This is a genomic window from Hydrogenophaga sp. L99 (genome assembly GCF_058731905.1).
The window spans coordinates 3,377,135-3,400,601 of sequence record NZ_CM178972.1 but is presented as its reverse complement, the minus strand read 5'-3'; the positions used below and the strand labels follow the sequence as shown (position 1 = coordinate 3,400,601).

35 protein-coding genes are annotated in these 23,467 nt (G+C 61.3%); 26 read left to right on the top strand and 9 right to left on the bottom strand.

What is annotated here, in order from left to right; all coding sequences use genetic code 11:
- Positions 1 to 27 precede the first annotated feature (27 nt).
- The 13 genes from tuf to AC4QBL_RS16170 all read left to right on the top strand — a co-directional run bounded on the left by tuf (position 28) and on the right by AC4QBL_RS16170 (position 7,289).
- Positions 28 to 1,218, top strand: coding sequence for an elongation factor Tu (gene tuf, locus AC4QBL_RS16230; RefSeq protein ID WP_472900126.1), 1,191 nt, complete (start codon positions 28 to 30; stop codon positions 1,216 to 1,218).
- A gap of 9 nt (positions 1,219 to 1,227) precedes the next feature.
- On the top strand, positions 1,228 to 1,542 hold the full coding sequence (gene rpsJ, locus AC4QBL_RS16225; RefSeq protein ID WP_304828262.1) for a 30S ribosomal protein S10: 315 nt from the start codon (positions 1,228 to 1,230) through the stop codon (positions 1,540 to 1,542).
- Positions 1,543 to 1,767: 225 nt separating this feature from the next.
- Positions 1,768 to 2,442, top strand: coding sequence for a 50S ribosomal protein L3 (rplC, locus tag AC4QBL_RS16220; RefSeq protein WP_304835053.1), 675 nt, complete (start codon positions 1,768 to 1,770; stop codon positions 2,440 to 2,442).
- Complete coding sequence (rplD, locus tag AC4QBL_RS16215) at positions 2,442 to 3,062, top strand: 50S ribosomal protein L4 (RefSeq protein WP_304835050.1); 621 nt, start codon at positions 2,442 to 2,444, stop codon at positions 3,060 to 3,062. The genes rplC and rplD overlap by 1 nt, the downstream gene beginning before the upstream one ends.
- Positions 3,059 to 3,373: a 50S ribosomal protein L23 gene (gene rplW, locus AC4QBL_RS16210; RefSeq protein ID WP_304835048.1), complete on the top strand. Its 315-nt coding sequence runs from the start codon at positions 3,059 to 3,061 to the stop codon at positions 3,371 to 3,373. Before rplD ends, rplW begins: the two co-directional genes overlap by 4 nt.
- Before the next feature lie 2 nt (positions 3,374 to 3,375).
- Positions 3,376 to 4,200 carry a 50S ribosomal protein L2 gene (rplB, locus tag AC4QBL_RS16205; protein WP_304835046.1) on the top strand — a complete coding sequence of 275 codons (825 nt, stop codon included), beginning with the start codon at positions 3,376 to 3,378 and terminating at the stop codon, positions 4,198 to 4,200.
- 12 nt (positions 4,201 to 4,212) lie between these two features.
- Entirely contained in the window at positions 4,213 to 4,488 is a 276-nt protein-coding gene (rpsS, locus tag AC4QBL_RS16200) for a 30S ribosomal protein S19 (protein ID WP_304835043.1), read from the top strand.
- 9 nt (positions 4,489 to 4,497) lie between these two features.
- Positions 4,498 to 4,833 carry a 50S ribosomal protein L22 gene (rplV, locus tag AC4QBL_RS16195; RefSeq protein WP_439112197.1) on the top strand — a complete coding sequence of 112 codons (336 nt, stop codon included), beginning with the start codon at positions 4,498 to 4,500 and terminating at the stop codon, positions 4,831 to 4,833.
- 15 nt (positions 4,834 to 4,848) lie between these two features.
- Positions 4,849 to 5,724, top strand: a complete 876-nt coding sequence (rpsC, locus tag AC4QBL_RS16190; RefSeq protein WP_439112196.1) for a 30S ribosomal protein S3 — start codon at positions 4,849 to 4,851, stop codon at positions 5,722 to 5,724.
- 2 nt (positions 5,725 to 5,726) lie between these two features.
- A complete protein-coding gene (gene rplP / locus AC4QBL_RS16185) occupies positions 5,727 to 6,143 on the top strand; it encodes a 50S ribosomal protein L16 (RefSeq protein ID WP_304835037.1) in 417 nt (138 codons plus the stop codon).
- Positions 6,144 to 6,160: 17 nt separating this feature from the next.
- Positions 6,161 to 6,364: a 50S ribosomal protein L29 gene (gene rpmC, locus AC4QBL_RS16180; RefSeq protein ID WP_304835036.1), complete on the top strand. Its 204-nt coding sequence runs from the start codon at positions 6,161 to 6,163 to the stop codon at positions 6,362 to 6,364.
- A gap of 11 nt (positions 6,365 to 6,375) precedes the next feature.
- Complete coding sequence (gene rpsQ / locus AC4QBL_RS16175) at positions 6,376 to 6,645, top strand: 30S ribosomal protein S17 (protein ID WP_322304771.1); 270 nt, start codon at positions 6,376 to 6,378, stop codon at positions 6,643 to 6,645.
- 131 nt (positions 6,646 to 6,776) lie between these two features.
- The gene (locus AC4QBL_RS16170; protein ID WP_472908146.1) at positions 6,777 to 7,289 is read left to right on the top strand and encodes a peroxiredoxin; all 513 of its coding nucleotides are present in this window, start codon (positions 6,777 to 6,779) and stop codon (positions 7,287 to 7,289) included.
- Positions 7,290 to 7,353: 64 nt separating this feature from the next.
- Here the strand turns inward: AC4QBL_RS16170 and AC4QBL_RS16165 are convergent, their stop codons facing one another.
- Positions 7,354 to 7,851: a GNAT family N-acetyltransferase gene (locus AC4QBL_RS16165; protein ID WP_305659988.1), complete on the bottom strand. Its 498-nt coding sequence runs from the start codon at positions 7,849 to 7,851 to the stop codon at positions 7,354 to 7,356.
- A 260-nt stretch (positions 7,852 to 8,111) separates the two neighbouring features.
- Positions 8,112 to 8,636: a TlpA family protein disulfide reductase gene (locus AC4QBL_RS16160; RefSeq protein WP_371136586.1), complete on the bottom strand. Its 525-nt coding sequence runs from the start codon at positions 8,634 to 8,636 to the stop codon at positions 8,112 to 8,114.
- Positions 8,637 to 8,714: 78 nt separating this feature from the next.
- On the opposite strand from AC4QBL_RS16160, the gene AC4QBL_RS16155 reads away from it, so the two are divergent.
- Positions 8,715 to 9,419 (top strand): DUF4197 domain-containing protein, encoded by a 705-nt coding sequence (locus tag AC4QBL_RS16155; protein ID WP_472908145.1) that lies wholly within the window; start codon positions 8,715 to 8,717, stop codon positions 9,417 to 9,419.
- A 40-nt stretch (positions 9,420 to 9,459) separates the two neighbouring features.
- Here AC4QBL_RS16155 and AC4QBL_RS16150 read toward each other — a convergent pair whose 3' ends face one another.
- Both AC4QBL_RS16150 and AC4QBL_RS16145 read right to left on the bottom strand, forming a co-directional pair.
- Positions 9,460 to 9,897, bottom strand: coding sequence for a thioredoxin fold domain-containing protein (locus AC4QBL_RS16150; RefSeq protein WP_472900129.1), 438 nt, complete (start codon positions 9,895 to 9,897; stop codon positions 9,460 to 9,462).
- 42 nt (positions 9,898 to 9,939) lie between these two features.
- Positions 9,940 to 11,205, bottom strand: coding sequence for a CaiB/BaiF CoA transferase family protein (locus AC4QBL_RS16145; protein WP_472908144.1), 1,266 nt, complete (start codon positions 11,203 to 11,205; stop codon positions 9,940 to 9,942).
- A 70-nt stretch (positions 11,206 to 11,275) separates the two neighbouring features.
- On the opposite strand from AC4QBL_RS16145, the gene AC4QBL_RS16140 reads away from it, so the two are divergent.
- From AC4QBL_RS16140 to gloA2, 6 genes are all read left to right on the top strand, one after another.
- A complete protein-coding gene (locus AC4QBL_RS16140) occupies positions 11,276 to 11,848 on the top strand; it encodes a hypothetical protein (protein ID WP_472908143.1) in 573 nt (190 codons plus the stop codon).
- Between the two features lie 92 nt (positions 11,849 to 11,940).
- Positions 11,941 to 13,194: an MFS transporter gene (locus AC4QBL_RS16135; protein WP_472900218.1), complete on the top strand. Its 1,254-nt coding sequence runs from the start codon at positions 11,941 to 11,943 to the stop codon at positions 13,192 to 13,194.
- Positions 13,195 to 13,203: 9 nt separating this feature from the next.
- Positions 13,204 to 13,650, top strand: a complete 447-nt coding sequence (locus tag AC4QBL_RS16130) for a PTS sugar transporter subunit IIA (RefSeq protein ID WP_472900132.1) — start codon at positions 13,204 to 13,206, stop codon at positions 13,648 to 13,650.
- Positions 13,619 to 13,888, top strand: a complete 270-nt coding sequence (locus tag AC4QBL_RS16125) for an HPr family phosphocarrier protein (protein ID WP_472900133.1) — start codon at positions 13,619 to 13,621, stop codon at positions 13,886 to 13,888. Before AC4QBL_RS16130 ends, AC4QBL_RS16125 begins: the two co-directional genes overlap by 32 nt.
- Before the next feature lie 79 nt (positions 13,889 to 13,967).
- Positions 13,968 to 15,719 carry a phosphoenolpyruvate--protein phosphotransferase gene (ptsP, locus tag AC4QBL_RS16120; protein WP_472900134.1) on the top strand — a complete coding sequence of 584 codons (1,752 nt, stop codon included), beginning with the start codon at positions 13,968 to 13,970 and terminating at the stop codon, positions 15,717 to 15,719.
- A 13-nt stretch (positions 15,720 to 15,732) separates the two neighbouring features.
- Entirely contained in the window at positions 15,733 to 16,128 is a 396-nt protein-coding gene (gene gloA2, locus AC4QBL_RS16115) for an SMU1112c/YaeR family gloxylase I-like metalloprotein (RefSeq protein WP_472900135.1), read from the top strand.
- A 3-nt stretch (positions 16,129 to 16,131) separates the two neighbouring features.
- Here the strand turns inward: gloA2 and AC4QBL_RS16110 are convergent, their stop codons facing one another.
- Positions 16,132 to 16,971 carry a DMT family transporter gene (locus AC4QBL_RS16110; RefSeq protein WP_472900136.1) on the bottom strand — a complete coding sequence of 280 codons (840 nt, stop codon included), beginning with the start codon at positions 16,969 to 16,971 and terminating at the stop codon, positions 16,132 to 16,134.
- Positions 16,972 to 17,077: 106 nt separating this feature from the next.
- Here AC4QBL_RS16110 and AC4QBL_RS16105 point away from each other — a divergent pair, with 106 nt between their 5' ends.
- Positions 17,078 to 17,431, top strand: a complete 354-nt coding sequence (locus tag AC4QBL_RS16105; protein WP_472900137.1) for a carboxymuconolactone decarboxylase family protein — start codon at positions 17,078 to 17,080, stop codon at positions 17,429 to 17,431.
- A 14-nt stretch (positions 17,432 to 17,445) separates the two neighbouring features.
- On the opposite strand, the gene lipA is transcribed toward AC4QBL_RS16105, so the two are convergent.
- The 4 genes from lipA to AC4QBL_RS16085 are packed head-to-tail and all read right to left on the bottom strand — an operon-like array spanning position 17,446 to position 20,398.
- Positions 17,446 to 18,474 (bottom strand): lipoyl synthase, encoded by a 1,029-nt coding sequence (gene lipA, locus AC4QBL_RS16100; RefSeq protein ID WP_472900138.1) that lies wholly within the window; start codon positions 18,472 to 18,474, stop codon positions 17,446 to 17,448.
- A gap of 27 nt (positions 18,475 to 18,501) precedes the next feature.
- A complete protein-coding gene (lipB, locus tag AC4QBL_RS16095) occupies positions 18,502 to 19,191 on the bottom strand; it encodes a lipoyl(octanoyl) transferase LipB (RefSeq protein ID WP_472900139.1) in 690 nt (229 codons plus the stop codon).
- The gene (locus AC4QBL_RS16090) at positions 19,192 to 19,476 is read right to left on the bottom strand and encodes an HP0495 family protein (protein ID WP_472908142.1); all 285 of its coding nucleotides are present in this window, start codon (positions 19,474 to 19,476) and stop codon (positions 19,192 to 19,194) included. It lies immediately after the preceding gene.
- A gap of 10 nt (positions 19,477 to 19,486) precedes the next feature.
- Complete coding sequence (locus AC4QBL_RS16085; RefSeq protein ID WP_472908141.1) at positions 19,487 to 20,398, bottom strand: D-amino acid aminotransferase; 912 nt, start codon at positions 20,396 to 20,398, stop codon at positions 19,487 to 19,489.
- 216 nt (positions 20,399 to 20,614) lie between these two features.
- On the opposite strand from AC4QBL_RS16085, the gene AC4QBL_RS16080 reads away from it, so the two are divergent.
- The 5 genes from AC4QBL_RS16080 to AC4QBL_RS16060 all read left to right on the top strand — a co-directional run bounded on the left by AC4QBL_RS16080 (position 20,615) and on the right by AC4QBL_RS16060 (position 23,443).
- Positions 20,615 to 21,046: an ATP synthase subunit I gene (locus tag AC4QBL_RS16080; protein ID WP_472908140.1), complete on the top strand. Its 432-nt coding sequence runs from the start codon at positions 20,615 to 20,617 to the stop codon at positions 21,044 to 21,046.
- 26 nt (positions 21,047 to 21,072) lie between these two features.
- Entirely contained in the window at positions 21,073 to 21,942 is an 870-nt protein-coding gene (atpB, locus tag AC4QBL_RS16075) for a F0F1 ATP synthase subunit A (RefSeq protein ID WP_472908139.1), read from the top strand.
- A gap of 79 nt (positions 21,943 to 22,021) precedes the next feature.
- Entirely contained in the window at positions 22,022 to 22,267 is a 246-nt protein-coding gene (gene atpE / locus AC4QBL_RS16070) for a F0F1 ATP synthase subunit C (protein ID WP_291088794.1), read from the top strand.
- Positions 22,268 to 22,393: 126 nt separating this feature from the next.
- Positions 22,394 to 22,864, top strand: coding sequence for a F0F1 ATP synthase subunit B (locus tag AC4QBL_RS16065; RefSeq protein ID WP_439112171.1), 471 nt, complete (start codon positions 22,394 to 22,396; stop codon positions 22,862 to 22,864).
- Between the two features lie 48 nt (positions 22,865 to 22,912).
- Positions 22,913 to 23,443, top strand: coding sequence for a F0F1 ATP synthase subunit delta (locus tag AC4QBL_RS16060; RefSeq protein WP_472900144.1), 531 nt, complete (start codon positions 22,913 to 22,915; stop codon positions 23,441 to 23,443).
- The last annotated feature ends 24 nt before the right edge of the window (positions 23,444 to 23,467 follow it).

The window sequence follows — 23,467 nt, the reverse complement described above, 5'->3', positions numbered from 1 at the left end:
GGTTTGTTCTTTCTAAGGAATTGAAAAATGGCAAAAGAGAAATTTGAGCGGACCAAGCCGCACGTCAACGTTGGCACCATCGGTCACGTTGACCACGGTAAAACCACCCTGACCGCGGCCATCACCACCGTGCTGTCGGCCAAGTATGGCGGCTCCGCCAAGGCCTACGACCAGATCGATGCGGCTCCGGAAGAGAAGGCCCGCGGTATCACCATCAACACCGCCCACGTGGAATACGAAACGGCCAACCGCCATTACGCCCACGTTGACTGCCCCGGCCACGCTGACTATGTGAAAAACATGATCACCGGCGCCGCGCAGATGGACGGCGCTATTCTGGTGTGCTCGGCCGCTGACGGCCCCATGCCCCAGACCCGCGAGCACATCCTGCTGGCCCGCCAGGTGGGCGTGCCTTACATCATCGTGTTCCTGAACAAGTGCGACATGGTCGACGACGCCGAGCTGCTCGAGCTGGTGGAAATGGAAGTGCGCGAGCTGCTCGACAAGTACGAGTTCCCTGGCGATGCCACCCCCATCATTCACGGCTCTGCCAAGCTCGCCCTCGAAGGCGACAAGGGTCCCCTGGGTGAAGAGGCCATCATGAAGCTGGCTGAAGCGCTGGACACCTACATCCCAACGCCAGACCGCGCTGTGGACGGTGCCTTCCTGATGCCCGTGGAAGACGTGTTTTCCATCTCCGGTCGCGGCACCGTGGTGACCGGTCGTATCGAGCGCGGTATCGTCAAAGTCGGCGAAGAAATCGAAATCGTTGGTATCGCTGACACCCAGAAGACCACCTGCACCGGCGTGGAAATGTTCCGCAAGCTGCTGGACCAGGGTCAGGCTGGCGACAACGTCGGTATCCTGTTGCGCGGTACCAAGCGCGAAGACGTGCAGCGCGGCCAGGTGCTGTGCAAGCCCGGCACGATCAAGCCACACACCCACTTCACCGGCGAGATCTATGTCTTGTCCAAAGACGAGGGTGGCCGTCACACGCCGTTCTTCAACAACTACCGTCCACAGTTCTACTTCCGCACGACCGACGTGACCGGCTCCATCGAGCTGCCAGAAGGCAAAGAGATGGTGATGCCTGGTGACAACGTGTCGATCACCGTGAAGCTGATCAACCCCATCGCCATGGAAGAAGGCCTGCGCTTCGCCATTCGCGAAGGTGGTCGTACTGTCGGCGCCGGTGTGGTTGCCAAGATCATTGCTTAAGGAGCACGCATGTCTTCCAAGCAAAAAATCCGCATCCGCCTGAAGGCGTTTGACTACAAACTGATCGACAGCTCCGCTGCTGAAATCGTTGATACTGCCAAGCGCACCGGTGCGATCGTCAAGGGCCCCGTGCCCCTGCCGACCCGCATGAAGCGTTTTGACATCTTGCGTTCGCCGCACGTCAACAAGACCAGCCGCGACCAGCTCGAAATCCGCACCCACCAGCGTCTGATGGACATTGTGGACCCAACCGACAAAACGGTTGACGCCTTGATGAAGCTCGACCTGCCGGCTGGCGTGGACGTGGAAATCAAGTTGCAGTAAGCAGCTTTTGTAGGGCCGGTGGCATTTCGATGCTGCCGGGCTTGCAGAAACAAAGCCCGCTGGTTATACTGGCGGGCTTTTCGGACTTTTGTCCGATGGGTTCGGCTTTGCCGATGCGGCCTGTCAATTTTGCAGCAGCCGTATTTTTAAAACGTGTCGGTGTCCTTCACAGGGTGCCGACGCATCATCAGCCCCGGCCAATTGAAGTCGGGAACGGAGAAAACAATGAGTCTTAGCAACTCCCTCGGGTTGTTGGGTCGCAAGGTGGGCATGATGCGCCTGTTCACCGATGATGGGGACGCAGTTCCTGTCACGGTGGTCGACGTGTCTAACAACCGTGTGACGCAAGTCAAAACTCAAGCCAATGATGGCTACGATGCATTGCAGGTCACCTTTGGTGCCCGCCGTGCCTCACGCGTGACCAAGCCCGAAGCGGGCCACCTGGCCAAGGCCGGTGTTGAAGCGGGTGAGATCATCCAAGAATTCCGCGTCGCCTCCGACGTTGCCGCCCAGTACCAGCCTGGTGCCGTGGTGGCTGCTACCGCGATCTTCGCGGCTGGCCAAAAGGTGGACGTGCAAGGTACTTCGATCGGTAAAGGCTTCGCCGGCACCATCAAGCGCCACAACTTCAAGTCGCAGCGCGCGTCCCACGGTAACAGCCGTTCGCACAACGTGCCCGGCTCGATCTCCATGGCACAAGACCCAGGTCGCGTGTTCCCCGGCAAGAAAATGACCGGTCACATGGGCGATGACACCAAAACCATCCAAAACCTCGACATTTTCCGCGTTGACGAAGCCCGTCAGTTGCTGATGATTCGCGGTGCGGTGCCGGGTTGCAACGGCGGTTTCCTGACCGTTCGTCCCGCCATCAAAGCCAAAGTCAACAAGGGAGCAAACTGATGCAAGTTGAACTCCTGAATGACCAGGGTCAAGCATCGTCCAACGTGGACGTGCCCGAGACCGTTTTTGGTCGCGATTACAACGAAGCGCTGATTCACCAGCTGGTTGTGGCCTATCAGGCCAACGCCCGCCAGGGTACGCGTGCTCAAAAAGACCGTGAGCAGGTCAAGCACTCGACGAAGAAGCCGTTCAAGCAAAAAGGTACGGGTCGCGCCCGCGCCGGTATGACGTCTTCCCCGCTGTGGCGCGGAGGCGGTCGTATTTTCCCGAACAGCCCGGACGAAAACTTCACCCAGAAGATCAACAAGAAAATGTACCGCGCTGGTATGGCTTCGATCTTCTCGCAGTTGGTTCGCGAAGGTCGTTTGTCTGTGGTGGACTCCATGAAGGTGGACTCGCCCAAGACCAAGCAATTCGCTGACAAGCTGAAGGCCATGAACCTGAGCCATGTGCTGGTGATTGCCGAAGAAGTCGACGAAAACCTGTACCTGGCTTCGCGCAATCTGCCCAACATCTTGGTTGTTGAGCCGCGTTACGCAGACCCGGTGTCTTTGGTGCACTACAAAAAGGTGATCGTCACCAAGGGCGCCATTGACCAGCTCAAGGAGATGTTCGCATGAGCGTCACGAAATACGACGAAGGCCGCTTGATGCAGGTGCTGGTAGCACCGATCGTGTCGGAAAAAGCCACGCAAGTGGCCGAGCAAACCAACGCTGTGCTGTTCAAGGTGCTGCGTGACGCCTCGAAACCAGAAATCAAGGCCGCTGTGGAATTGATGTTCAAGGTTCAGGTCAAGGGCGTTTCCGTTCTCAACCAGAAGGGCAAAGCCAAGCGTTTCGGCAAGACCGTCGGTCGCCGCGATCACGTGCGTAAGGCTTATGTGACCCTGATGCCGGGTCAAGAGCTGAACTTCGGCGGGGAGGCTGTTTAATCATGGCAGTTATCAAGATGAAGCCCACCTCACCAGGCCGTCGTGGCATGGTGAAGGTTACGCGTGACCACCTCCACAAAGGTGAAGGTTTTGCGCCCCTGCTGGAACCTCAGTTCCAAAAGGCCGGCCGCAACAACAACGGTCACATCACAGTTCGCCACAAGGGCGGTGGTCACAAGCACCACTACCGCGTGGTCGACTTCCGTCGCAACAAGGACAACATCCCGGCCAAGGTTGAGCGTATCGAGTACGACCCCAACCGCACGGCGCACATCGCGCTGGTGTGCTACGCCGACGGCGAACGCCGCTACATCATCGCCCCGCGCGGTGTTGAGGTGGGTGCAACGCTGCTGTCCGGTTCGGAGTCCCCGATCCGCGTCGGCAACACGCTGCCTATCCGCAACATCCCGGTTGGTTCCACCATTCACTGCATCGAACTGCAAGTCGGTAAAGGCGCCCAAATCGCCCGCTCCGCAGGCGCTTCGGCTGTGTTGCTGGCTCGCGAAGGCATCTACGCTCAAGTGCGCATGCGCTCGGGTGAAGTGCGCAAGGTCCACGTTGATTGCCGCGCCACCATTGGTGAAGTGTCCAACCAGGAACACAGCCTGCGCCAGTTGGGCAAGGCCGGTGTGAAGCGTCACATGGGTATTCGCCCAACCGTCCGCGGTACCGCCATGAACCCAATCGACCACCCACACGGTGGCGGCGAAGGCAAGACCGGCGAAGGCCGTGCGCCAGTGGATCCATGGGGCAACCTGACCAAAGGCTACCGTACGCGCAACAACCGCCGTACGCAGTCGATGATCGTGTCGCGTCGCAAGAAGTAAAGGGTTGACAACATGACTCGTTCACTCAAAAAAGGCCCTTTCGTTGACCATCACCTGATGGCCAAAGTCGAAAAGGCCGTGTCCACCAAGGACAAAAAGCCCGTCAAGACCTGGTCCCGTCGCTCCATGATCCTGCCCGATTTCATCGGCCTGACCATTGCCGTGCACAACGGCAAGCAGCACGTACCCGTGTACATCACCGACCAGATGGTTGGACACAAGCTCGGCGAGTTCTCGCAGACGCGGACGTTCAAAGGCCATCCGGCGGACAAAAAAGCGAAGAAGTAAGGACCTACCATGAGTACAGAAACCCGCTCCGTCGTTCGCGGCGTGCGCCTGTCGGTGGACAAAGGCCGACTGGTTGCCGACTTGATTCGCGGCAAAAAAGTTGACCAGGCACTGAACATTCTCGCGTTCACGCAGAAAAAAGCTGCCGGCATCGTCAAAAAAGCGCTCGAGTCGGCCATTGCCAACGCCGAGCACAACGACGGCGCTGACATCGATGAATTGAAGGTCAAGACCATCTACATCGAGCAAGGCACCACGCTCAAGCGCTTCTCGGCCCGCGCCAAAGGCCGCGGCAACCGCATCAGCAAACCCACCTGTCACATCTATGTGACGGTTGGCAACTGAAGAGGTCACAGGAATATGGGACAGAAAATCAACCCTACCGGGTTCCGCCTCGCCATTTCGCGCAACTGGGCCAGCCGCTGGTACGCGAGCAACCGTGACTTCGCCGGCATGCTGGCCGAAGACATCAAGGTGCGCGAGTACCTCAAGGGCAAGCTAAAGAACGCCGCCGTTTCGCGCGTCGTGATCGAGCGCCCCGCCAAAAACGCACGCATCACCATTTACTCGGCCCGTCCGGGCGTGGTGATCGGCAAGAAAGGCGAGGACATCGAGAAGCTGAAGAAAGAACTGGCTGCCAAGTTGGGCGTTCCAGTTGCGGTCAACATCGAAGAAGTGCGCAAGCCTGAAATCGATGCCAAGCTGATCGCCGACAGCATCACGCAGCAGCTCGAAAAGCGCATCATGTTCCGCCGCGCCATGAAGCGTGCGATGCAAAACGCCATGCGTCTGGGTGCCCTTGGCATCAAGATCATGTCGTCGGGCCGTTTGAACGGTATCGAAATTGCACGCTGCGAGTGGTACCGCGAAGGCCGTGTGCCACTTCACACCCTGCGTGCTGACATCGACTACGGCACGTCCGAAGCCAAGACCACCTACGGCATCATTGGTGTCAAGGTCTGGGTCTACAAGGGCGACACCCTGGGTCGCAATGATGCGCCCGTGGTTGCCGAGGCACCCCGTGCCGAAGAAGAGCGTCGTCCGCGCGGTCCCCGCCGTGAGCGTCCAGCAGGTCCTCCTGCCCGCGCTGCGGTTCGCCGCCCTGGCGCCAATGCCGCACCGGCCGATGGCAGCGACAAGCCTGCTGAAGCCACCACCGGCACCGACAAACCCGCCGTTAAGCGCGTTCGTAAAGACGCACCCGCATCTGCAGCTGCGGACGGCAAAGGAGAATAACTATGTTGCAACCTGCTCGTCGCAAGTACCGTAAAGAGCAAAAAGGCCGCAACACGGGCGTCGCCACCAGCGGCGCTACCGTGGCTTTCGGTGACTTCGGTCTGAAGTCCACCGATCGCGGTCGCCTCACGGCCCGCCAGATCGAAGCCGCACGCCGTGCGATTTCCCGTCACGTGAAGCGTGGCGGCCGTATCTGGATCCGCGTGTTCCCGGACAAGCCGATCTCGAACAAGCCTGCCGAAGTCCGTATGGGCAATGGTAAGGGCTCGGTTGAGTACTACGTGGCTGAGATTCAGCCCGGCAAAGTGCTTTACGAGATCGTGGGTGTGCCGGAGCAGCTGGCTCGTGAAGCGTTCACGCTGGCCGCCGCCAAACTTCCATTGCGCACCACGTTCGTGACGCGCTTGCTGGGTCAGTGATTCAGGAGAACATGCATATGAAAACTACTGAACTGCGCCAGAAGGATGTGGCTGGCCTCGAAGCCGAAGTGAAATCGCTGCAAAAGGCCCACTTTGGCCTGCGCATGCAAAAAGCCACGCAACAACTCAACAACAACGCCACGCTGGGCGACACCCGTCGCGCCATCGCCCGTGCCAAGACCATCCTGGCCGAGAAGCAGCGCGCTGCTGCGGCCAAATAAGGAGCGAACCCATGACGGAAGCTAAAACATCCCTCAAGCGCACCTTGGTTGGCAAGGTGGTTAGTGACAAGCGTGCCAAGACCGTGACGGTGTTGGTTGAGCGTCGCGTGAAGCACCCGCTTTACGACAAGATCGTTGCCAAGTCGAGCAAATACCATGCGCACGACGAAAACAGCGAATACAAGACGGGCGACGTGATCGAGATCACCGAAAGCCGTCCGCTTTCCAAGACGAAAAACTGGGTGGTCAGCCGCCTGGTGCAAAAAGCAGCTCTGGTGTAAGCTTGTTTGTGCTGTTCGCAGCGCAAATCTGAAAAGCGACCGATACTTCGGTCGCTTTTTTACTTTCTAGGCCCCACTTTTTGAGGCCATGTTTTTTAGACCTGCGGGTCCATAACCACGAGGAGCACAGCATGATTCAGATTGGCGAAAAAATTCCGGCGACTACGTTGATGGAGTTCATTGAGGTCGAGGGCAATGGTTGCAGCGTTGGCCCCAACCCGGTTGATGTCCAGGCCGCCTCTGCGGGCAAAACCATCGCCGTATTTGCGTTGCCCGGTGCCTTTACGCCAACCTGCTCTGCCAAGCACGTACCGGGGTTTGTGGACCAGGCTGCTGCGTTCAAGGCCGCAGGTGTCGACGAAATCTGGTGTCTGAGCGTGAACGACGCCTTCGTGATGGGTGCCTGGGCGCGTGATCAAAAAACTGCTGACAAGGTTCGTATGCTGGCCGACGGCAGTGCCGATTTCGCCAAGGCCACCGGTCTGACGCTGGACCTGACGGCCCGCGGTATGGGTTTGCGCAGCAACCGCTATTCCATGCTGGTTCAGGATGGGGTGGTGAAAAGCCTGAACGTCGAGGGGCCAGGCAAGTTTGAAGTGAGCGATGCAGACACGTTGTTGGCCCAGGCAAAAGCCGGCGTCTGACCTTCAACGCTTTCTGCAAAAAAGCCGCGCTGTAAACACAGCGCGGCTTTTTTTATGGCAGCCGTCAGAGCTCGACCTTGAGGTAGTGCGCCCCCGCAATGGGGTTGTGGTAATACGGCGCAACCTCGTAAAAGCCGGCTTCCTGGTAGAGGGCGCGTGCGGCTTCCATGTCTGTTAACGTGTCCAGCAGCATGTTGGTGTACCCAGCCAGGCGGGCTTCTGACAGGATGAGGTCCACCAACTGGCGCCCAAGGCCGAAACCGCGGAACGCCGGACGCACGAACAGGCGTTTCATTTCACAGGCGTTCAGGTGGTCACTTCCCTCCAAGGGGCGAAACGCACAGCAACCGGCCGGGCTTCCACCCACCAGCGCCAACGCGATGGCGCCGTTTGGCGTGGTGTAAGCACCTGGGAGTTCGTCCAGTTCGGCCGCAAACCCCTGGAAGCAGAGGTCGATGCCAAGGTCTGCCTGGTAGTCCAGGAAAAGGGCCCGAACTGCCTCGATGTCGTCTGGGCCTTGGGCCCACCGAAGGATGATGTCGGTTGAAGGAGTCTCAGTCATGTGCTGGCAGTGGGGCGCAAGGGCTAACGCGCGGTAGGTGGCCTGCCACTATAAGGCAGCGAAGCTGAATGCGGCCGCCAAGTCCAGCAACCTGGACGATGTGAAAACGTCATTCAGCGCTCGCGCTGAGGGTCAGACCTGCAAGGCTTGCAACGACGTTTATCGGAAAGACTGAGTACCGCGCAGCGATGGTGCGTGCGGACCCTGAAAGAAGACCGGGGTCTTAAGATAAACAGACCTTCTAACGTTGATTGAAACCGTCAGCTCTGAGCCAGCAGCTTTTCAATGAGTGTGTGGAGCGCTGCGAAGTCGGGCTCACCCACATAGCGTTTGACAATGCGCCCTTGTTTGTCCACCAGGTAGGTGGTGGGCGTGAGTTTGACGTCTCCCCAACTCTGGGCGATCTCGCCGGTGTTGTCGAGCGCCACTTTGAACGGCAGTTGTCTGGTTTGGGCGAAATTCAAGACCCAGGCTGGGGGGTCGTAGCTCATGGCCACAGCCACGGTTTCGAAGCCCTGGTCCTTGTATTTGTTGTAAGTTGACGCCAGAGCCGGCATTTCTTTGACGCATGACACACAGGTCGTGGCCCAGAAATTCACCAGCGTCACTTTGCCTTTAAGGTCGGCAGTGGTCGTCTTGGCGCCGTCCAGCAGCACAAAGGTCGAGTCGGGCGCCGGGTCCCGGGTGCCGCAGCCCGTCAGCATCAAAGTGGAAGCCAAGCCCAGAACGGCCACCGCTGAGAGCAGGGCGCGCCGGGCTACCGGGGAGTGTGTTTCTTGGGTCATTGTGGTTCGAGGGTGCCGGGAATACAGTGCTCAGGTCAATCGAAAATGTCTGATGCCGTCTATCTTCAGGAGTTCACCATGCAACGTCGCCAGTTTAACCAGTCGCTTGCCAGCGCCACAGCCTTGTTGATACTGGCAGCCCACCAACAGGCGCACGCCCTCACGCTGGCGGACCTGACCGACAAAGATGCCAGCGCCGGTCTGAAGACCGCGCTGGAAAAAGGTGCGCTGGCGGCCGTGGCGTTGCTGGGCAAGCCAGACGGCTTTTTGGGCAACCCCAAGGTGCGCATTCCGCTGCCAGGTTTCCTGGAAGATGCGGCCAAACTGCTGAAGATGACCGGGCAGGGCAAGCGGGTGGACGAACTCGTGACCAGCATGAACCGCGCCGCAGAGGCGGCTGTGCCCATGGGCAAAGACCTGCTGCTGGGTGCGGTGAAAAGCATGTCAGTCATCGATGCGAAGAAGATTCTGACCGGTGGCGACAACTCGGTGACGCAATTCTTTGCCGAAAAAACACGTCTCCCGCTCGGAGAGAAGTTTTTGCCAGTGGTGACGCAGGCCACTGAAAAAGTAGGACTGGCCGCGAAATACAACAAAGTTGCCGGCAAAGCGGCGGGTATCGGTTTGGTGAAGAAAGAAGACGCGAATATTCAACAGTACGTGACGAGCAAATCACTCGACGGCCTGTACACCATCATTGGCGAGGAAGAGCGCAAGATTCGCCAGGACCCGGTGGGTGCCGGCAGCGCCATATTAAGCAAGGTATTTGGCGCCTTGAAATAACGCTTTGCCCCACCGTCAACCGAGTGATGTCAGCGTGCGCTCACTTCAATTTGGAGCGCGCCTCGGTCAGGCGGGCTTCCAGGTACTCACCGTAAAAGTCGGGCACGGCCACACCCACCAGACGCTCGGCCAATTCCTGTCCGTTGGGACCCAGAAACAACACCGTGGGCGCAAAGCGGGCTTTCCAGGCGCGGGCCTGGTCAGCGGGCGTGGTGTTTTCGCCGGCAAAACCTTGTAGGTTGGTGGTGCGGTCGCGTATATCGATCTGCACCGCCTGCACGCCGGCATCGCGCCGCATAGGCAGCAGGTAGTGGTTGCGCACCAGATCGCAATAGGGGCAGCCGGTGAGGGTGGTCATGACCACCAGGGGTTCCCCGCGCGCCGCAGCCGCCTGGGCTGCCGCCCGCAGGGAAGACGGGCTGGGCAGGGCGGCATGGGCTTTTGGGGCAGTGGCTCGCGCAGGTGTGGCTGTGGTCATGGTGTGGCTGAATGTTGGGGGCAGCGCCCGGCCAGTGGCGGCTCAAACAATACCGCGCTGCTGCAACTCAGACAAGCGCTCTGCGGGAGCGTTCAACCAGTCGCACAGCACTTCTTCGGTGTGTTGGCCCAGCAGGGGAGGAGGCAGGTCGTTGCGAACCGGGGTGGCGCTGAGCTTGAGCGGGCTGGCCACCAGGTCCACCGCATCGGCCATGGGGTGTTCCCACCGCTGCACCATGCCACGCGACAGGATGTGTTCGTCCGCGAAAACCTCGGCCAGGTTGTTGATCGGGCCGCCGGGTACCTTGGCGGCCTCCAGTGCCGCCAGCCAGTCGGTCTTGCTGCGGGTTTTCATGATGGACTCCAGCAACGGCACCAGCGTGTCGCGGTGGCGCACCCGGTTTTGGTTGCGTGCGAAGCGCTCGTCGGTTCCCAGTGCGGGCTGCCCCGCCACTTCACAGAATTTGGCGAACTGGCTGTCGTTGCCCACGGCCAAGATGATGTGTTGCGGCTGGCCTTGGGCATCGGGTGCGACTTCAAACACCTGGTAGGGCACGATGTTGATGTGCGCGTTGCCCGCCCGTCCGGGCACTTTGCCCTCTTCGCGGCCGCGCACCAGGTAGTTGGCGCCGAGGTTGGCGAGCATGGCGACCTGCGTGTCCAGCAGCGCCATGTCAATGTGCTGGCCTTCGCCGGTGCGCTCGGCGTGGCGCAGCGCTGCCTGAATGGCGACCGTGGCGTAGAGCCCGGTGAACAGATCGGCCACGGCCACGCCAACCTTTTGTGGGCCGCCACCGGGCAGATCGTCGCGTTCGCCGGTCACGCTCATCAGGCCACCCATGCCCTGAATGGCGTAGTCGTAACCCGCGCGGTCTTTGTAGGGGCCGGTCTGGCCGAAACCGGTGATGGAGCAGTACACCAGGCGCGGGTTGATGGCGTGCAGCGAGGCGAAGTCCAGCCCATAGCGTGCCATGTCGCCGACCTTGTAGTTCTCCACGAATACATCGGCTTTGGCAGCGAGTTCGCGAATCAGCGCCTGGCCTTCAGGCTGGGCAATGTCGCAGGTGATGGAGCGTTTGTTGCGGTTGGCACCCAGGTAGTAAGCCGCCTCGGCGGTGTCGGCGCCGTCGCGCCCTCGCAGAAACGGCGGTCCCCAACCGCGGGTGTCGTCGCCGCCCGGGTGGTTCGGGCCCGGCGGGCGTTCCACCTTCACCACGTCGGCCCCCAGGTCGGCCAGGGTTTGCGTGCACCAGGGACCGGCGAGCACGCGCGACAAATCAAGTATGCGGATACCATCCAGAGCGTTCATAACGCCATTGTGCGCGACCCGACGCGGTTCGGTTGTCGCTCACGCGTGGTCACCCCCTTACTGGAATTCCATGTTGCTCTTCAACCGGGCCGGTGCGACCCGCGCCAGCCGCACCGTGTCACGCGGGCTGTTGCCTTTTTTGCTGCTGGCCTGGACTGTGTCGGCCTGCAGTCCCACATTCAATTGGCGTGAATGGCGCAGCGACGGCACGCCCCTGCTGGCGCTCATGCCGTGCAAACCCGAGAGCGCCGTGCGCCCGGTGCCGCTGGGCGGCGCACCCACCACCTTGCACATGCATAGCTGCGACGCCGGTGGGTTGACCTTTGCCGTGGCCTGGGCCGACCTGACCGATGCGGCGCGCGCACCCGAGGCGCTGGGCCAGTGGCGCGGCGCGGCGCTGGCCGCCATTCGGCTAGACCCGGCTTTGGCGCTTGACGCCCAAACCCAGTGGGACGCGCGGGTGCCAGGGGCGCCCACTGCGCAAGGCCTCAGGGCCCAGGGCACCACCCACGACAACCGTCCGGTGCAGATGCGCGCGGTGTATTTCGCCCGGGGTAGCCAGATTTACCAGGCGGCGGTGTACGGCACCCGTTTGCCCGACGCCGAAGTCACCACGTTTTTTGACGGGCTGAGACTGCCATGAGCGGCCCCGAACGCCATTTGCCCGGCGCAGCCAGCGCGTCCCATCGCTCTGGGCCGGTGCGGCAAGCGTCCGCGCCCAGCCCAAGCCCTTCGGTGGACCAGCTGGGCCTGCGCGCAGCGGTGGTCGTTTTCCTGTCGTTCGCCCTGGCGTATTTTTTCTCCGCGCTGGTGCGCGCCATCACCGCCACGATTTCACCCACCTTGAGTGTGGAACTGGCTCTGAACGCCAGCGACCTGGGTTTGTTGGCCGGCGGTTACTTTTTTGGTTTTGCACTCACCCAGTTGCCGTTGGGCAACTGGCTGGACCGCCATGGCCCGCGCCGCGTGATCCTTGCGTTCCTGAGCCTGGCGGTGCTGGGTTGTGTGGCCTTTGCCCTGGCCACCAGTTTCTCGGGGTTGCTGGCAGCGCGGGTGCTCACGGGCATGGGCGTGAGCGCTTGCCTCATGGCGCCCCTCACCGGTTACCGCCGCTGGCTGGCGCCGGCGGCGCAAATGCGTGCCAACTCCTGGATGCTCATGACTGGCTCGCTGGGAATGGTGGCCGCCACGCTGCCCGTGCAGTGGCTCATGCCCTTGATGGGTTGGCGGGGTTTGTTTTGGGCGCTGGCGGCGCTGATCGTGCTGTCCATGGCGGGCATTGCGGCGGCCGTACCACCCTGGCGCCAAGCGGTGGCGCGGCCGCTCCCGCACGAAGCCAGCGCCACGCCGCCGGGCTATGGTCTGATCTGGCGGCACCCGTATTTTCGCCAGATGCTGCCGATTGGTTTTGTCAACTACGGTGGCATGGTGGCGGTGCAAACGCTCTGGGCTGGCCCGTGGATGGTGAAGGTGGCGGGCTACACACCGCAGCAGTCGGCGGCCGGGCTGTTTGGCATCAACCTGTCCATGCTGGGCGCGTTCTGGCTCTGGGGCATTGTGAACCCCCGGCTGGTGCAGCGAGGGCTGAGCGCCGAGCGTCTGATTGCCTGGGGTTTGCCGCTGAGTCTGGGTGTGCTGGCGGCCATCGTGTTGCTGGGCGCCGGCGCGGGCTGGCCGTTGTGGGCCTTGTTTTGCGTCAGCAGCACCTTTGTGGCGTTGTCGCAGCCGGCGGTGGCGCTGGCTTTGCCTGCCGAGGCCGCAGGCCGTGCGTTGTCGGCTTACAACCTGGCCATCTTCTCCGGGGTGTTTGCGGTGCAATGGGGCATTGGCCTCGTGATTGACGCGTTCAGCGCACTGGGCTGGAGCGAACCCGACCGCTACCGCGCTGCGATGGGCGTTTTTCTGCTGTGTTGTGTGCTGGCCTACCTGGGCTTTCTCCGCCCTTACGTCCGTTCGCAGGCCCGCAACGCGGGTTTGCAACAAGGCTAAACTGGTGCCATGAACGGCATCCTCATCATTGCCCACGCGCCGCTGGCTTCGGCTTTGCGCGAATGCGTGTTGCACGTGTTTCCAGACAGCGCCGAGGCAGTGGCTGCGCTGGACGTTCAACCCAATATGCCGCCCGAAGAATCGCTGGCCCAGGCGCGCGCCTTGATGCGCCAATTGGGCCAACCCAACACCCTGGTGGTGACCGACGTGTTCGGCGCTACCCCCTGCAATGTGGCGCAAAAGCTGGTGGACGGCGTGCGCTCCAAGCTGATCACTGGCGTGAACCTCCCGATGCTGCTGCGCACCGTGTCGTACCGCCATGAGTCGCTGGACGCGCTGATCTCGCGCGCCATGATCGGCGCCACGCAGGGTGTGATTCAGGTGGCTGTGACCGCTCCCCAAAATCAGGCCAGACGAGCCACCCATGATCAAGACCACCGTGACCATCAGCAATAAGCTCGGGCTGCACGCCCGTGCCTCGGCCAAACTCACCAAGCTCGCAGGCAGCCACAGCTGCGAGGTCTGGATGTCACGCGGCGAGCGCCGCATCAACGCCAAGAGCATCATGGGCGTGATGATGCTGGCTGCGGGCCTGGGCAGCCAGGTCGAGCTGGAAACCAGCGGCGCCGACGAGCAGCAGGCCATGGATGCGCTCGTGGCCCTCATCAACGACAAATTCGGCGAGGGCGAATGATGGTGGCTGCTGCGGTTGTGCTTAGGCGCTGCGCCGCTTCGCAGGCCTCTGACCTTGTGTCTGCCGGCTAGGAGTCCGCATGAGCTTTTCTGTTCACGGTCAGGCGGTTTCTCGTGGCATCGCCATCGGGCGGGCGGTCATCGTGGCGTCCAGCCGCATGGACGTGGCGCACTATTTCGTCACCACCGAGCAGGTGCCGGCCGAAATTGAACGGCTGCGCAGCGCCCGCAACGCGGTGGCAGAAGAAATCGAGCGCGTGCAGCACAGCCTGGGTGCGCTGGGCTCCAACGACGCACACCCCGAGCTTTCTGCCCTGCTGGACGTGCACCTCATGCTGCTGCAGGACGAGCAACTCACCAGCGGCGTCAAACACTGGATCGTGGAGCGCCATTACAACGCCGAATGGGCGCTCACCAGCCAGCTGGAGGTGATCGCGCGCCAGTTCGATGAAATGGAAGACCCCTACCTGCGCGAGCGCAAGGCCGACCTGGAACAGGTGGTCGAGCGCATGTTGCGGGTCATGCGGGGCATGGTGTCGCCCGTGGTCACCGGCGCCCAGCCCGGCACGCACGACAGCAGCAACGACGTGCCCCTGGTGCTGATTGCCCACGACCTGTCGCCTGCCGACATGCTGCAGTTCAAGCAAAGCGTGTTTGCCGGTTTTGTCACCGACGTCGGTGGCAAAACCAGCCACACCGCCATCGTGGCACGCAGCATGGACATTCCGGCGGTGGTCGGCGCGCGCTCGGCCAGCCACCTGATTGCGCAGGACGACTGGGTCATCATCGATGGCGATGCGGGCGTTGTGGTGATCGATCCATCGCCGGTGCTGCTGGCTGAATATGGCTTCAAGCAGCGCCAGGGCGAGGTAGAACGCGAGCGCTTGTCGCGCCTCAAAAACACCCCGGCTGTGACGCTGGACGGCCAGAAGATCGAGTTGCTGGCCAACATTGAGCAACCCGAAGACGCGGTGGCTGCGCTCAAGGCCGGGGCGGTGGGTGTGGGCCTGTTCAGGACCGAATTTTTGTTCATGGGGCGCAACGGCAAACTGCCCGATGAAGAGGAGCAGTACCAGGCCTATCGGCGTGCGGTTGAGGGGATGCAGGGTTTGCCCGTCACCATTCGTACAGTGGACGTGGGTGCCGACAAACCGCTGGACCGTGGCGCCTCGCGCGCGGTGGACGACTACCTGAACCCGGCGCTGGGTTTGCGTGCGATCCGCTGGAGCCTGGCCGATCCGGCCATGTTCTTGGCGCAGTTGCGTGCCATTTTGCGCGCCGCCGCACACGGGGCGGTCAATCTGCTCGTGCCCATGCTGGCCCACGCCAGCGAAATTCGCCAGACGCTGGCGCTGGTGCAGCGCGCCCGCGAGCAGCTGGACGCGCGTGGCCAGGTGTATGGCGCGGTGCGCCTGGGCGCCATGATTGAGGTGCCGGCCGCAGCGCTCACCATTCCGCTGTTTCTGCGGCACTTCGACTTTCTGTCCATCGGCACCAACGACCTGATCCAGTACACGCTGGCCATTGACCGCGCCGATGAGGCTGTGTCGCACCTGTATGACCCGGTGCACCCGGCCGTGCTGCAGCTGTTGGCCGGCACCATCGCGCAGGCGCGGGCCCAAGGCAAGGGCGTGAGCGTGTGCGGTGAAATGGCGGGCGATGTGGCGATGACGCGCCTGTTGCTCGGTTTGGGCTTGCGCAGTTTTTCCATGCATCCGTCGCAAATTTTGGCGGTGAAGCAGCAAATATTGCGTTGCGACACGGCCAAGCTCGCCACCTGGGCGCAGAGCGTGCTGGTGGCCGAAGACCCGGCTGCGTTGATGGCCGATTGACGTCCCGAACCCCATGCTCCTGGGTATCCACCACGCGGCCATCATCGCCTCGGACTATGCGCGGTCCAAGCATTTTTATACCGCGCTGCTGGGGCTGACGGTGCTTGCCGAGCACCACCGCGCGCAGCGCCAGAGCTGGAAACTGGATCTGGCACTGCCCGACGGTTCGCAGATCGAACTGTTTTCATTTCCGGGCGCGCCACCGCGCCCGTCTTACCCCGAAGCGCAAGGCCTGCGCCATCTGGCGTTTGCGGTGCAAGACGTTGCCGAGTGCAAGCGCGATCTGGAAGCCAAGGGGGTGGCTGTCGAAGCCATTCGCGTGGATGAATACACCGGTCAGCGCTTCGTCTTTTTCGCCGACCCGGATGGTTTGCCGCTAGAACTCTACGAGGGCGGCCGCACCGCCTGAAGCTCAGCGCGTGCGCGTGGCCAGCACCGCAGCACCGATGATCATCACAGCCGCCAGCGCCACCGACAGGCTGGGGGTTTCACCGCGCACCCACAGCAGCGTGAGCGTGGACAGCAGCGGCGTCAGAAAGCTCAGCACCCCGATCTGCCGTGCGTCGCCGCGCTTGAGTGCCGCGTCCCACAGAAAAAATGCACCGCCCAGCGGGCCCAGGCCCATCAGCGCAATCAGCCCCCAGTCGCGTGCCGACAGCGCGGTGGCGGGCTCCAGCCAGGCATGGCACAGCAAAGACAGCAGCCCCGAGACCAGCGCAAAGCTGCCAATGGCGGCGGTGGGAAAGCTGCGCACCCGCTTTGTGAGCAACGAGTAGCTGGCCCAGATGAATGCCGAGCCCAGTGCCGGAATGTAGCCCCAGGCCCACACCGCGTCGGCGCTGCCACCGCGCCCACCCAGGATGGCCAGCGCTGCGCCGGCAAAACCCAGCAGGGCGGCCAGCACGTGCCGCAACGTGAGCGACATGCCCGGCAGAAACAGCGGCGCCATCACCACAATGCCCAGCGGCCAGAGGTAGTTCACCAGATTGGCTTGCACCGGTGGCGCGTGGCGAAGCGCAATGAACAGCAAAAAGTGAAAGCCAAACAGGCCATACACCCCAATGGCCAGCGTGGATAGCGGCACGCGCCACTGGCGAAAGTCAAACCGCGACAGCGGCAGGGCAATCACGCTGCCCACCAGCAAGGCCAGTCCAGTCAGCAAAAAAGGCGGTACATGCGACAGCGAAACCCCAAGCGCAGCCAGCGAGGCCCACAGCGCAATGGCGCCCAGCGCCAGCAGGTTGGCGCTCATGGGCGGGCTCCGTTGTTTTGCACCGCGGGTTGATCCAGAACAAAGCCGAAAAGCACCACCATCTCAGATACTCCAATGGGTATTTTTAAATTGCATAGGACATGACATGAGCACCTTCGATCACAGTGGTCTGATTCAAGACATCAACGACAGCCTGGCGCCGTTTCGCAAGGCGCAGCCCGAGGCCATGGCCGGGTTTGGTGCGCTCGCCAAGGCTGCCATCACCGACGGCGTGCTCAGTGCCAAACAAAAGGAGCTGATTGCGCTGGCCATTGGCGTCACGCAGCGCTGCTCAGGCTGTATTGGCTTTCATGTGAAGGCGTTGCACCGCCTGGAATGTACCCGCGCCGAGTTGGAGGAAATGCTGGCCGTCTGCGTGTACATGGGGGGTGGTCCGGCGCTGATGTACGCCGCCGAAGCCATCACGGCCTGGGACAAGATGCACCCCAACAAGGGCTGAAAAAGCCCTTGGCCTCAGGCGGCCGGCGTTGGGTTCAGTGCGTTGTGGGCCTGCTGGTCAGCGTGGTAGCTGCTGCGCACCATGGCGCCCACGGCGGCGTGGGTGAAGCCCATTTTGTAGGCCTCGGCTTCGAACATCTTGAACGTGTCCGGGTGCACATAGCGGCGCACCGGCAGGTGGTGGCCGCTGGGCGCCAGGTACTGGCCAATGGTGAGCATGTTGATGTCGTGCGCGCGCATGTCGCGCATCACATCCAGGATCTCTTCGTCCGTTTCGCCCAGGCCGACCATCAGGCCGCTCTTGGTGGGCACATGGGGGAACAGCGCCTTGAATTTCTTCAGCAGGTTCAGGCTGAACGCGTAGTCCGAACCCGGCCGCGCTTCTTTGTACAGGCGCGGCACGGTTTCCATGTTGTGGTTCATCACGTCGGGTGGCGCGGCTTTCAAAATCTCCAGCGCGCGGTCGTCCCGGCCGCGAAAGTCGGGCACCAGCACTTCAATTTGTGTGTGCGGGGACAGTGCGCGGGTCTTTTCAATACAGGCTACAAAGTGGCCGGCGCCGCCGTCGCGCAGGTCGTCGCGGTCCACGCTGGTGATCACCACGTATTTCAGCTTGAGCTGCGCAATGGTCTTGGCCAGGTTGTCGGGCTCGTTCACGTCAAGCGGGTCCGGGCGGCCGTGGCCCACGTCGCAAAACGGGCAGCGCCGCGTGCATTTGTCTCCCATGATCATGAAGGTGGCCGTGCCCTTGCCGAAACATTCGCCAATGTTGGGGCAGCTGGCCTCTTCGCAAACGGTCACCAGTTTGTTGGCGCGCAGCACGTCCTTGATTTCGTAAAAGCGCGTCGTGGGTGACCCTGCCTTGACGCGAATCCATTCGGGCTTTTTGAGCACCTCGGCCTGCACGATCTTGATCGGGATACGCGCGGTCTTGGCCTGGCTTTTCTGCTTGGCGGTGGCGTCGTATTGGGCGGCAGACTGCGCTTCGCGCACGGTGTTGGACGTGCTGGATGTGGCGGCCGTGGGGGTGTCGGGGCTGGTCATGGCGTGGGCGCGATACGCGCGGTTGTGTCAGGGCGTGAGGGTGGTCTGGAGCTTCTTGCCCAAAACCTGGGCCGCTTCATCCCATGAAACGGCAACCCCGATTGTAGAAAGGTCCACTGTCTGCAGGCCAGCATAACCACAGGGGTTGATGCGCCAGAAGGGTTGAAGGTCCATGGCCACGTTCAGCGCCACACCGTGGTACGTGCAGTGGCGGCTGACCTTGATGCCCAGCGCGGCAATTTTGCCCAAGCCGGTGAAATCGGGTTCTGTCGACTCACCAGGCAGCTTCTTTTGCGGCCGCTGGGGCAGCAGAGCGTGGCTGGTCGGGTCTTCCAGCCGCACGTAGATGCCTGGCGCGTGGGCCACCCGATGGCCGGTCACACCGAAATGCGCCAGCGTGCGGATGACGGCCTCTTCAATGCGGTAAACGTACTCCTTGACGAAATAGCCGGCTCGCTGCAGGTCGATCAACGGGTAAACGACCACCTGGCCTGGCCCGTGGTAAGTCACCTGGCCGCCGCGGTTGGTTTTCACCACCGGAATGTCGCCGGGTGCCAGCAGGTGGTCTTCACGGCCGGCCAGGCCTTGGGTAAATACCGGCGGGTGTTCGCACACCCAGAGTGCGTCGGGCGTGTCGGTGGTACGGGCCGCCGTGAAGGCCTGCATGGCCTCGTAGGTGGGGGCGTAGTCCACCCGGCCGAGAAACTGCAGATCCATTCAGAGCACGATCTTGACCATGGGGTGCGTGGTCAGCGTGCGGTACAGCTCATCGAGCTGTTCGCGGCTTGTGACATGCACCGACAAGGTAAGGCCCATGTAGTTGCCCGCCTTGCTTGGGCGCTGCTCCACCGTGGCCTCGTCAAAACTGGGGTCAAACGCTCGCGCCACGTTCGTTATGGCCGGCAAGAAGCCCTCGGCATTGGCACCCATGACCTTGATGGGGAAGTGGCATGGGTAAATAATCAGCGATTGCTCTGGTGGGATATCCGGTGGTGTGTCCATGCGGTGCTCCTCAGATGGACGGGTTGGCTTTCGCCGTCTGGTAACCCGCGTACAGGCGCTGGTAAACAGGGCCTGGCAGTCCACGCGAAGCGCCGTGGCCTACCGGCGCACCGTCCAGCAGGGTCACAGGCAGCACCTCTTTGGTGGCCGATGACAGCATGAGTTCGTCTGCGTCCAGCACCTCCGCGCGGGTGATGCGGCGCAACTCGAAGGGAATGCCTTGTTCGCGGCAAATGTCCTCAATCAGGTTGAAACGAATGCCTTCGAGCACCAGGTTGTCTTTGGGTGGCCCCATGACCACACCGTTTTTGACCACCCACACATTGCTGGCAGCCGCCTCGCTCAAAAAATCACCCCGAAACATCACCGTCTCCAGCGCGCCAGCGTCCGCGCTGATCTGCCGGGCAAATACCGCGCCCAGTAGGCTGGTGCTTTTGATGTGGGCCTTCTCCCACCGGAAGTCGGACGCGGTCACGCACGCCACGCCCTGCGTGCGCTGCGCAGCGCTGGCCAGCTTCATCTCGCCACACATCACAAACACCGTGGGCTTCAAGCCCGGCAGCATCACATGGTCTCGCGGGGCGACGCCTCGGGTCACCTGGATGTAAATCAACTGGTTGGGTGCGCCCGTGGTGTTCGCCAGATCGTTGATCAGCCGCTGGGCAATCTGGAGCCAAGCTTCATTCGAGAGCGGGTTGGGTATGCGCAGTTCGGCCAGCGAACGGTCTAGGCGGGCCAGGTGCTCGTCAAGCCGGAAAATGTGTCCGTTGTAGGCAGGCAGCACCTCGTACACGCCGTCGCCAAAAATGAAGCCGCGGTCGAGCACGCTCACCTTGGCGTCGCACACGGGGCTGAAGTCGCCGTTCAGGTAACAGAGAGAGTTGGGAAGGATGGGCGCATCGCCCTGGGCCATTGAGTTCATGGGGTGAATTATCGGCTGGCACCCGCGCGCACAAGAATCGTGCCCAAGGGGCTTGACGACCTCATGGGGTTTCTACGTATAATGAGCGGCTTTGCGGGACCTCTCGCGTTTGTAACCTGCTTGTAATTTGCCATGACGACAATGCCACCGGTTGAGTCGAAGGCGACACAGCAAGACGAATGGGAAGATGGGGCGCAAGAGCCTGAATTCAAGCCCTTGACGCGCGAAGAAGCGCAGCAGTGGCGAGCCAGTCAGCCGGTTCTGTCTGTCTGGCGCTTGGTTGGTGCGCAGTTGCTGGCTGGGCATGGTGTCGGTTTGCTGGGATGGTTGCTGACGCAATCGGCGTCGGTGGGTTGGTCGGTTTTGTATGGTGCAGCTTCGGTTGTGATTCCGTCGGCCCTGATGGCCTACGGATTGACATCAAGCGCATTGTCCCGACTCACCTCGGGCTTTGCGCAGGCGGCGTTTGCCGGCCTCCTGTTTTGGGAGGGTGTCAAAGTGCTGTTGGTGGTGGCCATGTTGTGGCTGGCACCTTCGGCGGTCCCGGATTTGAATTGGTTTGGCCTCTTGGCCGGCTTGGTGGTGGTGCTGAAGGTGTACTGGTTGGGCTTCTGGATTCAGTCCCGCCGTACGAATAAAAACGGTTAAATTTCCGACAGATCGGTGAAATAAAAATGGCAGCTGACGGTAACGTTCTAACCCCCGGCGAATACATTCGCCACCATTTGGTTCACCTGACCAATTCCAAGCAGGAGTCCATTGTGGACTTCTCGGTGATCAACATCGACTCCGTGGTCGTGAGTTCGTTGCTCGGGATGCTCGTGTGCTTCGTGTTGTGGAAAGCAGCGCGGTCGGCCACTGCCGGCGTGCCGGGTCGCTTCCAGGCGGCGGTCGAGCTGCTGGTCGAAATGGTGGACAGTCAAGCCAAGTCGGTGATCCACAACGCCAACAGCCGCAAATTGATAGCGCCCATGGCGTTGACCGTGTTCGTCTGGATCTTCATGATGAACTTCATGGACATGATTCCGGTCGATTTGATCCCAACCATCTGGCACACCGCCGGACCTGCGATGGGATTCAAAGACTACATGCGTGTTGTGCCCACGGCTGACCTTTCGACCACGCTGGGTCTCTCTGTTTCGGTGTTGCTGCTGTGCCTCTACTACAACATCAAGATCAAAGGTTTGGGCGGTTGGGCGCATGAGTTGGTCAGCGCACCTTTCGGCACCAGCAAAAATCCTGTTTGGGCACTGCTTTTGGGCATTGTCAACTTCCTGATGCAAATGATCGAGTTCGTGGCCAAAACGGTTTCCCACGGCATGCGGTTGTTTGGCAACATGTTCGCTGGTGAGCTGGTGTTCATGCTGATCGCGTTGCTTGGTGCCTACGGTGCCTTGTCGCTCGGCGGTGGACTCTTCTTCGTCGGACACGTGATCGCTGGCACGGTTTGGACTTTGTTCCATATCTTGGTCATTACCTTGCAAGCGTTCATTTTCATGATGCTGGCCCTGATTTATCTCGGGCAAGCGCATGACGCTCACTGAAGCGCACTGAACGGTCGCGCTCTGGTTTTCTCTCTCGTTTGTTTCTTTCTCAACTTTCGTTCATCTCATAGGAGTCATCATGGAAAACGTTCTGGGTCTTGTCGCACTGGCTTGCGGTCTTATCGTTGGTCTGGGCGCCATTGGCGCATCCATCGGCATTGCGCTGATGGGCGGCAAATTTCTGGAAGCCTCGGCCCGTCAGCCTGAGTTGATGAACGACCTGCAGACCAAGATGTTCATCTTGGCTGGTCTGATTGATGCCGCTTTCCTGATCGGCGTGGCTATCGCTCTGTTGTTCGCTTTCGCCAACCCCTTCACGCTGTAATTGGGTTTGCTGCCCAGCGCGGCGCCGTGGGTGTGTGATGCGAGGTTCTGACCTCCGTTGCAATACCTGGCGCTTCGCGGCGGCAAGTGCGTCACCACTCTTGTTAACACACAGAAAGGCGTTGCGATGAATATCAATGCAACCCTCTTTGCGCAGGCCATCGTCTTTGCGATCCTGGTGCTCTTCACGATGAAATTCGTGTGGCCCCCGATTGCCAAAGCGCTCGATGAGCGTGCGTTGAAGATTTCCGAAGGTCTGGCGGCTTCCGAAAAAGCCAAGACCGAACTGGCTGGCGCCAACAAGCGGGTGGAAGAAGAGTTGAGCAAATCGCGCAACGAGTCTGCTACCCGCCTGGCCGATGCTGAGCGCCGTGCGCAAACCTTGATTGAAGAAGCCAAAGGTCGGGCCACCGACGAGGCCTCGAAGATCGTCGCCGCAGCCCGTCAAGAAGCCGAGCAGCAGGTCGTCAAGGCCCGCGAAGCTCTGCGAGAAGAAGTGGCTGCGCTGGCTGTCAAGGGCGCCGAGCAAATCCTCAAGCGCGAAGTCAACGCCGGCGTTCACGCCGAGTTGCTGGGTCGCCTGAAGACCGAGCTCTGATTCGCCGCAACCCAGTCGGTATCGTCTAGAGGCATCCAAAGGTAAACCATGGCCGAAATTGCCACCATTGCCCGCCCTTACGCGGAAGCGCTGTTCCAGGCTGCCACAGCCGACGCAGCCACGACCGCGGTCTGGCTCGACGAGCTGGCCGCCGTGGCTTCAAACGATCAGCTGCGCCAGTTTGCGGACAGCCCCAAATCGTCGCCTGCCCAGGTGTTTGACCTCATCGCTGGCGTGCTGAAAAGCAAGCTGCCCGAGATGGGTGGCAACTTCTTGCGCACGGTGATCGACAACGGTCGTCTCGCTGCATTGCCCGAAATCGCTGCCCAGTTCCGCGTCTTGAAAAACGCGCAGCAGGGTACGTTTGACGCCGTGGTTTACAGCGCTTTCGATCTGGACAGCGCTGCGCTGGCCGATCTGTCGGGTGTGCTCGAAAAACGCTTCGGTCGCAAGCTCAACCTCCAGGTTGAACTGCAGCCCGAGTTGATCGGTGGCATTCGCGTTGTGGTGGGTGACGAGGTGTTTGACACCTCGATCAAAGCCCGCCTGGAACAAATGAAAATTGCCCTGACGGCCTGACGGCTCGATCCCCGGGCGCGCCTG